The sequence below is a fragment of the Herbinix hemicellulosilytica genome (assembly GCF_002904165.1).
Taxonomy (GTDB): domain Bacteria; phylum Bacillota; class Clostridia; order Lachnospirales; family Lachnospiraceae; genus Mobilitalea; species Mobilitalea hemicellulosilytica.
Map to the genome: position 1 here is coordinate 33,021 of NZ_CVTD020000008.1, position 11,568 is coordinate 44,588.

Consider the following 11,568-nt stretch of genomic DNA (forward strand, 5'->3'; position numbering starts at 1 on the left):
GTATTATGAAACGGATAGCAAAATTTGAAAAAGTAAGCTGCAACAGATTTATAGAAGATTGGATTGAAACCTTTCATTTGGATAAGGGAAATTATGATGAAATAAAACATATTTACGACAGAATTAAATTACCTAAACGGGCAACTAAAGGTTCTGCAGGGTATGATTTTTTCAGCCCGGTTACATTTACGCTTAAACCGGGAGAAACCATAAAGATACCGACAGGGATTCGTGTCAGAATTGACGAAGGCTGGGTTTTAAAATGTTATCCCCGAAGCGGCCTGGGCTTTAAATACCGCCTGCAATTAAATAATACTGTTGGAATAATAGACAGTGATTATTACGGTTCCGACAATGAAGGCCATATATTTTGCAAACTTACCAACGACAGCAATGAAGGAAAAACCGTCACTATTGAAGAAGGCACCGGTTTTATGCAGGGGATATTTGTGGAGTACGGAATAACCGTGGATGATGAAGTATATGAAATCAGAAACGGGGGTTTCGGAAGCACGACTTAAACTAAAGGCTTGACACCAATAACCTATAATTGCTTTCTGATTATACATAGTTTAATAAATATGATTCTACAATCGCTAAAATCAGGTAAATTAAGTTTGTATAAACATTACAAGAGGTTTATACAAACTTAATTTTTTAGGAGTTAAGAATATTGTCTTTATTAGTCTTAATAGATTGCTTTTTTGTAGTAATGTATTATCGCTTTAAAATTGCACTATACAAATGTGAATATATATATTATAATATGCCTATCCAAGCGCAAAAAAGAAGGGAGAAAAAGAATGGGAGCAGATAAAATCCAATATATAATTGCAATGACTATTTATATAGCAGCAGTTATTGCTATAGGTTTTCATTATGCAAAAAAGGCCAGCGAAAGCACGGATAACTTCCTGATAGGAGGAAGGGCATTAGGCCCGTGGGTAACAGCTATGGCTGCAGAAGCATCGGATATGAGCGGTTGGCTGCTTATGGGGCTCCCCGGTGTGGCATATTGGAGTGGTTTGGGAGAAGCTATATGGACTGCTATCGGATTGCTGATTGGAACTTATCTTAACTGGCTTTTTGTGGCAAAAAGACTTCGTACATATTCCCATTTGGCAGGCGATTCTATAACAATTCCCGATTTTTTAAGCAACCGTTTTAAGGAAAAAAGAAAATAATTCTTACAATTGCAGCCCTGTTTATTTTGGTTTTTTTCTGTGTATATGCAGCCAGTTGTTTTGTGGCAGTGGGAAAACTTTTCAGTACGTTGTTTAATACTGATTATATCTATATGATGATTCTCGGTGCCTTATTTGTCGTTGCATATACTTTTGTCGGAGGTTTTCTTGCGGAAAGCGCTTCGGATTTTATGCAGGGTATAGTGATGTTTTTGGCGCTGACGGTTGTTCTTATTGTAGGTACGATAAAAGCCGGCGGTATATCTGCAATAATTGAAAATGCCAGAAATATTCCGGGTTTTCTTGAATTTTTCGGGGTTGCCCAGCCCAAGGTTGTAGACGGAGTACAGCAGGTTACCCAAGCAGGCACACCCTTATTCGGCGAAGCAGGAAATTATGGTTTTCTTGTTATTATTTCAACCCTTTCGTGGGGATTGGGATACTTTGGAATGCCTCAGGTTCTTTTAAAGTTTATGGCAATTCATAATCCCAATGAGCTAAAGAGATCAAGGAGAATAGCTACAATCTGGTGTGCAATTTCTCTGGTTGCAGCAGTGTGCATCGGAATTATAGGAAGGGTACTTTACCCGGATGTTTTTCTTACATACAGCGCTGCAGAAAATATTTTCATATTGCTTTCCAGCAAATTCTTCTTCCCGTTACTTGCGGGAATAATTATGGCAGGAATACTTGCAGCAACTATAAGTTCATCCGATTCTTATCTGTTGATAGCCGCATCGGCCTTTTCGAAGAATATATATCACGGAATTTTAAAGAAGGACGCATCGGACAAGCAGGTACTTTATATGTCAAGGGTAATGTTAATCATAATTGCTGTTATAGCTATGCTTATTGCATTGGATGAGGACAGCGTTATATTTACAGTCGTAGCCTTCGCCTGGGCAGGTTTCGGGGCAACTTTCGGTCCGATTATGCTGTTTGCCCTATTCTGGAAACGGGTTAACAGGGCAGGTGCAGTTGCGGGAATGGTGGCAGGCGGAGCAACGGTATTCATATGGAAACTGCTTATAAGGCCGTTAGGAAGATATTTGGATATATATGAACTATTACCGGCATTTATCATATCCTGCCTGGCAATAGTAATTGTATCATTATGTACGGCACCGCCTTCAAAAGAGATACAGGAAGAGTTTGAGAAAGTGAAAAATTATATGTAATAAATTTTACACTTAATAAAATGAATTAATAATAAAAATGATAAAAAATTACCGGGTTGAGTGAGGTAGACTCAACCCGGTAATTTTTTACGCACTGCGTTCAAACTGTGAATTATAAAGTTTTGCATAAAAGCCGCCTTTTGCGAGGAGTTCTTCGTGGCTTCCTTGTTCAACTATGTTGCCTTCGTTCATAACCAGGATAATGTCGGCATCTTTTATGGTCGACAATCTGTGGGCTATTATAAAGCAGGTCCTTCCTTTCATTAGTTCATCCATAGCCTTCTGTATCAGAAGTTCTGTTCTTGTATCAACAGAACTGGTGGCTTCGTCCAGAATAAGTATTTTAGGATTTGCTAAGAAGGCTCTGGCAATGGTAAGAAGCTGTTTTTGACCCTGTGATATATTGGTGGTTTCTTCATTCAGCACCATATTGTATCCTCCGGGAAGGGTCGTGATAAAATGGTGGACATGAGCCGCTTTGGCAGCTTTTATTACTTCAGCGTCTGTGGCATCAAGTTTGCTGTAGCGTAAATTGTCCATTATAGTTCCGTTAAAGAGCCAGGTATCCTGTAAAACCATTCCGAACATTTTTCTAAGTTCATGCCTGTCAAAGTCCTTTATATTATGGCCGTCAATAAGGATTTCCCCGTCTGTGACATCATAAAATCGCATAAGGAGTTTAACAATAGTTGTTTTACCTGCTCCGGTAGGTCCTACAATTGCGACTCTTTGACCGTCTTTTACTTTTGCGTTAAAATCGCGGATTACAATATTGTCGCTTTGATAGCCGAAGCTAACATGTTTAAATTCCACATTACCTTTTACCTTTTCGGTAGATATCGGATTTGTGGTACTTTGAACCTCTTCTTTGGCTTCCATAAATTCAAATACCCTTTCTGCTGCGGCAGCCATGGACTGGAACATATTGGCTACCTGGGCCAGTTGAGTAATAGGATGGGTAAAGTTTCTTATATATTGGATGAATGACTGAATCTGACCTATTTGAATACTGCCCCTGACGGTAAGATAGCCGCCAAGTATAGCAACTCCGACATAGCTTAAATTACCCACAAAATGCATAATCGGTTGCATAAGGCCTGAAAGAAACTGAGATTTCCAGGCGGTTTCATACAGGGTATTGTTCTTATCATTGAACTCCTGTATAAATGCTTCTTCTTTATTAAAAGCTTTTACTATATTATGGCCGCCGTAAACCTCTTCCACCAGGCCGTTTACATGGCCCAAATACTCTTGCTGCTGTCTGAAATACTTTTGTGATTTTTTAACCACAACTCCCATTATGAGTGTGGATACAGGCACAATAAGAAGGGCAAGAAGAGTAAGAGGAAGGCTTATTCTTAACATCATAATCAGTATTCCGATTATGCTGACAATCGATGTAATCAGTTGCGTAAGGCTTTGGTTCAGGCTTTGGCTTAAGGTATCCACGTCATTGGTAACTCTCGAAAGAATTTCACCGTGAGTCAAACTGTCAAAATAATTCATAGGCAGGCGGTGAATTTTCTCGGATATATCTTTTCGAAATTTATATGAAATCCGCTGGGCAATTTCCGTGGTAATAAGTCCCTGGACAAAGGAAAAAACTGAAGATAAGGCATATAGGCCTATCAGCAGTAAAATAATTCTTCCAAGGGCATTAAAATCAATACCGGTTCCGCCGCTTATTTTATCTATAAGGCCGTTTACAATTTCGGTTACGGCATTACCAAGTATGGTAGGGCTTATGATTGAAAATATGGTACTCCCGATGGCAAATATAAATGATATCATAAAACCCCATTTGTAACGGGATAAATGCCCGGTCAGTTTTTTTATTGTTCCTTTAAAATCTTTGGCTTTTTCTACGGGAACGCCCATACCGGGACGGGGGCCGAAACCGCCTCTTCGGGCCCATTGGAAAGGACGGCCGGTATCTTTTGCATTTTCATTTATAGTATTTTTACTCATAAGCCAGTTCCTCCTTTGACAGTTGGGAAGATGCAATCTGATAATACACTTCGCAGTTTTTCAGCAGTTCCTTATGGGTCCCCTTGCCCACAATTTTTCCGTTATCAAGAACAAGAATTTGATCGGCATCAACAATGGTGCTGATTCTCTGGGCAACTATGAGAACGGTACTGTTTGTCAGCTCTTTTTTCAGTGCTTTACGCAGGTTGCTGTCAGTTTTATAGTCCAAAGCCGAAAAACTGTCATCAAATATATATATATCCGGATTTTTGGCAATTGCCCTTGCTATGGATAATCTTTGCTTCTGGCCTCCGGATACATTGGTACCTCCCTGAGCAATAGGTTCATTATAGCCTTCGGGTTTTTCCAGTATAAAATCTTCCGCCTGGGCAATTCTTGCTGCTTTTTGAATTATAGCATCATCGGCATCGGGTGCTCCGAAAGCAATATTTGATTTGATAGTGCCTGAAAACAGCACTCCTTTTTGAGGCACGTAACCTATCCGCTTTCTTAAAGCTTTTTGAGAAATGTTTCTTATATCGGTACCGTTAAGAAGTATTTGTCCTTCTGTAACATCATAAAATCTGGGGATAAGGTTTATTAATGTGCTCTTGCCGCTTCCGGTGCTTCCGATAATTGCGGTAACTTCACCGGGTTTTGCGGTAAAGCTGATATCCGATAGAACATATTCTTCGGCATCCGGATAGCGGAAGTAAACATTTTTAAATTCAATTTGGCCTCTTTTTGAATCATCCATTGCTTCTTCCTTTTCCGGATCAGATATTTGGATTTTTTCTTTCAGGACTTCATTAACACGGCTTACGGACACACTGGCTCTTGGAAGAATAATTGATATCATGGTAAGCATCAAAAATGACATGATTATCTGCATGGTATACTGAATAAAAGCCATTATGTCGCCAACCTGCATTGTTCCTGTATTTATACGGTCTGCACCGACCCATATAATAAGGATAGATACCAGATTCATTATAAGCATCAGGGACGGCATTAAAAATGCCATAACCCGTCCGATAAAGAGGCTGTATTTGGTAAGGTCTTTATTTACTCCGTCAAAACGTTCGTTTTCATACTTTTCATTACTGAAAGCCCTGATAACAGGAAGGCCGGACAAAATTTCTCTCATAACAAGATTGATTTTGTCAATTAATTTTTGCATAAGCTTAAACTTGGGCATTGCAATAATTATCAATATCGATACGAGAGCAAGGACCGCACCTACTCCTACACCCAGGGTCCAGGTCATGGTTGTATTGGTATTTAATATCTTTAGTATACCACCGGCAGCCAAAATGGGAGAGTATACAACAATACGGACCATCAGTATAACCATCATTTGAATTTGCTGTATGTCGTTGGTGCTTCTGGTAATAAGGGAAGCCGTGGAAAAATGGTCCATTTCCGACTGGGAAAATGATAGGACCTTACAAAAAACTTGTTTTCTTAAATCGCGGCCTAATTTTGCCGCAATTCTTGAAGCTACAAGAGTTATTAGGATGGCGGCAGCCATGGCAGCCAGGGCAAGACCCAGCATCTTGCTTCCCACAATCAGTATATATTGGGTCTGTATTTTGCTGACATTGATACCTATTGCTTTATATTCTTCCCTGACATAAGCAACCGCAATCTGAGATTTTAGGGTGTCAGGTATTTGGCCGATTTTTTCTTTTATAGGTTTTAACATTTCTTCTTTGGCTTCATCAGGTACGGTTTTTAAAATTTTATTCATATCTGCACTGACCGCAGAATACTTTTCAGGCAACAAGCCTGCCATCATGCTGTTTTCCTGTCCTTGTGCGCTTTGGATGTTTTCAAAGCCGTATTTTATGAATATAAGCATTTTAAACAGTTCTTTAAAACTTTCATCATATTTCCCGCTTAAAATATAAAGGTTTTCATTTTCCAGCAAAGGATATTTACCGGTATAATTTTCATGCTCATTTTGGTCCATAGTGTCTTTGTTCAACAGGATAAAATGAGATAATAAATTTTCCTTTTCTTTTTGAGTTGTATACAACAATAATGAATCCAGTTCGGATGCTCTTATAACTTCGGGAACGGGGCTGTCAATACCTCCCTGTAGGATGCCGGTATTTACGATATCGGAGGTATATGAAGGCAGCGACAGGTCGCAGTAAGCCTGCAGTACTAAAAGAACAATTACAAAAATAATTGCAAGGGTAGATTTTTTTAAGTTTCGCAATATCGTCAGCATAGAAATTTCCTTTCCGTACTTAGTTAAATTATAAGTATAGATATTACTGTTTAATATTATTTGCAAGATAATGGAAGTAAAATGCCATAATGGTTAATTATAATAAAATGCCTGATTAAGTCAACAAATATTTTAGAAATATATTTACCGCTTCTTAATTTATTGAGACTATGAAATATGCCTGATCATGCTAAATTTTTAAAAAGCGTTTTAAGAAGGGCATCATTCTGTTCGGGCATCATGAAGCAGAAACGGATAAACTTGTTGTTCAAAAACGGGAATGTGGAGCAATCTCTTATCATATAGCCTTTTTTGATGGCGGCTTCGAACAAATCAAGGGAAGTTACGTCATTTTTAAGTATTTTTACAAGGACGAAGTTGGCAGCAGGATTATAAAACTTTATATTCGGGCAGGTTTTAAGGGTATCGCAAATTCTTGTACGCTCTGAAGAAATCATTTGCCGGGTCTTGTTTATATATTCCTCGTCGGTAAACATTATTTCCCCCGCAACAGCCGCAAGGGAATTTATGGTCCAAGGGTTTTTCATTTTATTAATTTCTTTAATAAGATCAGAGTTTCCGCAGATGGCATAGCCCAGGCGCAGGCCGGGAGCTGCAAAGAACTTGGATACCCCCCGAAGTATTATTATATTGTTATAAAACCTGGTGAGCTGAACGGAAGATATACTGCTTACATCTTCCGCAAATTCAACGTAAGTTTCGTCCACCATTACAAAGATACCTTTGCTTTTGCATATGTCTAAAATTGAGCGCATATCGTCTTTTGTAATTGCTGAAGAAGTAGGATTATTGGGATTGCATACAACAAGCAGATCCACATCCGGTGTAAGTTCTCTTTCCAGGCTTGGTATATCAATCCGGAAATCTTTTTCTTCTTCCAGCCTGTAATAAAGGGAAGAGCCGCCTCCTAAGGATATTTCCCTTTCATATTCCGAATAGGTAGGGCCAATAATTAAAGCCTTTTTTGGCTTCATAATCCGGATGAAGAGTGAAATGAGTTCCGTAGAGCCATTGCCGACAATTATATCCGTCATATCTGCATCAACGTATTCAGATATTTTCTCTCGTAATGAAGTATACTCTCTGTCCGGATAACTCATTATAGAATCGATTCGTTCGGACAAGGTTTTCTTAAGTTTCGGGGAAATTCCCAATGGATTAACGTTTGCCGCAAAGTTTATTATATCTTCTTTTTTTATGTTATATATCTTTTCTATAATTTCTAAATCACTGCCGTGAAAATTGTACCTTTGCCTAGTCATGGTATCCTCCTTGGGACTGGATTTTTCATAATTTTTGATTTATAATTAGTTATAGTATGTTAAATTTTTGCTGGATAGGAAATTTATCCGAATTATAAGATAATATTATATCTCTTTGCAATCAAAATGCAATGATTACCGTATATGAGGTGATAAATTGAAAGAAAAGATCGAGCGGTTTGCCAGAGGAGAATTTGAATATGACCTTCCGGCTCTTAAGCTGTCTTTAGAAGAAATTGTGATCAATGTAGAGGCAGGAAAGCAGTACGAAGGAAGTTTTACAATCGGAAACAGCGCAAATAGAGTTATGAAAGGCCTGTTATATTCGTCCAGCCGATTACTCACTTTTAATCAAACAGCTTTTGCAGGTAAAGAGATAAATATAATATATCGGTTTGATGCAACTTATTTAAAACCCTCGGATATTATTCAAGGGAAAGTTGTAATAATCAGTGATTGCGGTGAAATCACTGTGCCTTTTACTGCTCATGTAGAAGCCTCTGCCATAAGCACCTCAATCGGTAAGATTAAGAATCTTTCTGAATTTGCAAATCTGGCAAGAATGGACTGGACAGAAGCAAAGAAGGTTTTCCGCTCTGAGGATTTTGAAAAAATTATTTTAAAAAATGAAGAAAAATATCACGTTATATACCGCAATCTGTTAAAAAGCATTTCTACCAGCCAAGCCTTAGAAGAGTTCCTGATAGCCGTTAATAAAAAATCAAGAATAAATTTGTATATTGATAAAACGCACCTGGAATATGATGTTTACGGTGAAGATATACTCGATAAACTTATACTTTCCAAAGATCATTGGGGTTATGCCGAAATCAGGGTAAGCACCGATGCCCCCTTTATTTTGCTTGAGCAAAAATTTTTATGGTCAGACAGATTTATCGGAAATAATCATAATATAACCTTTTCCGTAATGGCAGACAGATTAAAGCCGGGCATCAATTACGGACATATATGGATAAAAACTGTTTATCAGACCATTACAGTTGAAGTATATTGTAAAAATCACAATGAATCCCTAAACCATGGAAGTGAACTGAAAAACAGAAAAAAACTGGTTTATGATTTCACAAGAAATTATCTGGATTTTCGTTTAGAACGCATAAATAAGACAAGATATATTCAGAAAATAAAAGATTTAATTCCTGATCTTGATACAGATAAAGAAGGTACCATAATAAAATTAATTAGAACACATGCAGCCATACTGTCGGATGACAGGCAAACTGCGGCTTTGCTTCTTGAAGAATTGGGCAAAGAAGAAGCATATATACGAAGAAAATCAGGTTTTGAATATTGTGCTTATTTGTATCTTGTCGCTCTTTACAAAAAAGATGAGGATACTGTCCGCAATGCAACAGAAATTATAAGCAGGTATTATTTCAGGGATAATTTTAACTGGAGGATACTTTGGTTTTTGCTTTTTACAGACAGGCGTTATGAAAGAAATAAATACTATAAAATAACTGATATTAAAGAACAATATGAGGCGGGATGCCGTTCACCAATTTTGTATTATGAGGCTCTTTGTGCATATAACGAAGAACCTTATCTTCTTAGGGAACTTACCGATTTTGAAATCCAGGTTATAAATTACGGAATTAAAAATAACAGCCTTAACAAGGAATTGGCCTTTCAGTTTACATATCTGGCCGGCAGGTTAAAATATTTTAATCCGATAGTTTACAGAGGCCTTACAAGGCTTTACGATATGTATGAAACAGAGGAAATTCTTTCGGCTATATGCAGCCTTCTTATAAAAGGTTATAAAAGAGAAAGAAAATATTTCGAATGGTTCAAAAGAGGAGTCAATGCAAACCTTCGAATAACTCAATTGTATGAGTATTTTATGTATTCTGTTGACGAGGACTGTATGGATCCTCTTCCGGAGTCGTTGCTTATATATTTTGCTTATAACAACAGGCTTAATGATAAGAAAAAGGCTTATTTGTTTGCAAACATTATAATAAACAAGCATGAAAATGAATACATATATCAAATATATTATAAAGAGATTGAAGAGTTCGTAAAAGAACAGCTGGAAGATCAAAATATCAGTCCTCACCTGGCGGTTATATACATGGAGTTTATAAGTAAACCTGAACTTTTAGATTACTATGTAAAATATTTGCCCGGGGTGATGTTTACACAGGAGTTACACTGCGATAACCCAAATATTATAAGTGCCGTAGTTGTTCATAAAGAACTTGATGAAGCACTGACTATTCATCTGACAGAGGGGAAGGCCCTTATTCAGCTTTATACCGGTGATGCTCATATATTCCTTATAGATACTTTTGGCAACCGCTATGTTGTTTCCATAGATTATTCATTAAGACCCCTGTTAAATCCTGAGAATTTCATGGATATTGCTGCGGACTACGAAAATCATACCGGCCTTTTGTTATACCTGTTAGATCATTACAGGGCCAACAGGATTGTGAATGAGGAAGCTATTAAGATTAGAAAACAAGCTTTATCTATTCCCGGGTTAAAAGAGAAGTATTACATAGACTGCCTTTTGACTATAATTGATTATTATTATGAAAATTATGATGAGGAACATTTAGAGACTTATCTTATGAAGCTGGACCTGTCAAAGGTTAAGGAATCCGGCAGATTAAAATACCTGGAATATATGGTAATACGGGGATACTATGACAAAGCCCTGGAAGCATTGATGTATTTCGGAACAGAAGGAATTTCTGTTCAAAGGCTTCTTAAATTATGTTCCGGCTGGATAACCAATTCCGGTTTGGATGAGAAAGAGGATCTTTTGTTATACCTTTGTTATTACATATATTCTCAGAATAAATATGATGAATCTATTTTAAATTATTTGGTTAAATATTATATCGGGTCTGTTTATGACATGCTTGATTTATGGCATACGGCAAAAGGGTTTGGAATTGATACCCGTATTTTGGAAGAGCGGCTTTTGGCACAGATTTTATTTACCGAGGCAGATATAGATGATAAGTACGAAGTATTCCTGGAGTATTACAAAGATGTAACCAATCATTTGCTGGTAAAGGCTTTCTTAACATACTGTGCATACAAATATCTGGTCCACGATCAACCGATCTGCGGTGATATAATTCCGATTATACGCAGGGAGTTAAACTATGAGGAAAACAATATAACTTTATTGGCATGGCTAAAATATAACAGTGAAAATACTATGCTTAGTGAGAATGACATAGTATTCATTTCGTATCATATAGACAGGTTTGAAAGGCAAGGCACAGTTTTTCCGTTTTTTAAAAAATATTGTGATACAATAAAATTGCCTGAAAGAATTACAGACAGGTATTATGTGGAATATAGGACCGATCCTAAAAAACAGGTTTTTATTCATTACAGGATGAAAAATAAAGCCGGAGGGGAATACCATACTGAAAGAATGCCCAATGTGTTTTTAGGGATTCACATTAAAGAATTCATACTCTTTTATAATGAAAGCCTTGAATACTACATAACAGAAGAACTTACGGATCAGGTAAATGAAACCGATATAAGGCAACTAAGTTTTACTAATAATCTCGACCTAAACGAAGATACGAAATACAACCGAATAAATAAGATGCTGAAAGCCCTTGACAAACGGGAAGATGAAATCCTACTTGATATGATGGAAGAGTATATTATATACGAGTATATAATAAATGAGTGTTACGAACCGCTTCCTTAAGCTCTTTTTGAAA

The 11,568-nt window shown here is 37.3% G+C and carries 7 protein-coding genes; 4 read left to right on the forward strand and 3 right to left on the reverse strand.

Annotation, left to right across the window (positions count from 1 at the left end):
- The first annotated feature begins 5 nt into the window (after positions 1-5).
- The 3 genes from HHT355_RS01215 to HHT355_RS01220 all read left to right on the forward strand — a co-directional run bounded on the left by HHT355_RS01215 (position 6) and on the right by HHT355_RS01220 (position 2,362).
- Complete coding sequence (locus HHT355_RS01215; protein ID WP_103201640.1) at positions 6-521, forward strand: dCTP deaminase/dUTPase family protein; 516 nt, start codon at positions 6-8, stop codon at positions 519-521.
- Positions 522-803: 282 nt separating this feature from the next.
- Positions 804-1,184: a sodium:solute symporter family transporter gene (locus HHT355_RS13895; RefSeq protein ID WP_330403344.1), complete on the forward strand. Its 381-nt coding sequence runs from the start codon at positions 804-806 to the stop codon at positions 1,182-1,184.
- Between the two features lie 26 nt (positions 1,185-1,210).
- Complete coding sequence (locus HHT355_RS01220; RefSeq protein WP_330403345.1) at positions 1,211-2,362, forward strand: sodium/proline symporter; 1,152 nt, start codon at positions 1,211-1,213, stop codon at positions 2,360-2,362.
- Between the two features lie 87 nt (positions 2,363-2,449).
- Here the strand turns inward: HHT355_RS01220 and HHT355_RS01225 are convergent, their stop codons facing one another.
- The 3 genes from HHT355_RS01225 to HHT355_RS01235 form a co-directional block, all read right to left on the reverse strand.
- The gene (locus tag HHT355_RS01225) at positions 2,450-4,330 is read right to left on the reverse strand and encodes an ABC transporter ATP-binding protein (RefSeq protein ID WP_170124946.1); all 1,881 of its coding nucleotides are present in this window, start codon (positions 4,328-4,330) and stop codon (positions 2,450-2,452) included.
- Positions 4,323-6,566 carry an ABC transporter ATP-binding protein gene (locus HHT355_RS01230; RefSeq protein ID WP_103201641.1) on the reverse strand — a complete coding sequence of 748 codons (2,244 nt, stop codon included), beginning with the start codon at positions 6,564-6,566 and terminating at the stop codon, positions 4,323-4,325. Before HHT355_RS01230 ends, HHT355_RS01225 begins: the two co-directional genes overlap by 8 nt.
- Positions 6,567-6,751: 185 nt before the next feature.
- Positions 6,752-7,849 carry a pyridoxal phosphate-dependent aminotransferase gene (locus tag HHT355_RS01235; RefSeq protein WP_103201642.1) on the reverse strand — a complete coding sequence of 366 codons (1,098 nt, stop codon included), beginning with the start codon at positions 7,847-7,849 and terminating at the stop codon, positions 6,752-6,754.
- 157 nt (positions 7,850-8,006) lie between these two features.
- Here HHT355_RS01235 and HHT355_RS01240 point away from each other — a divergent pair, with 157 nt between their 5' ends.
- Positions 8,007-11,555, forward strand: coding sequence for a DUF5717 family protein (locus tag HHT355_RS01240; protein ID WP_103201643.1), 3,549 nt, complete (start codon positions 8,007-8,009; stop codon positions 11,553-11,555).
- Positions 11,556-11,568 lie beyond the last annotated feature (13 nt).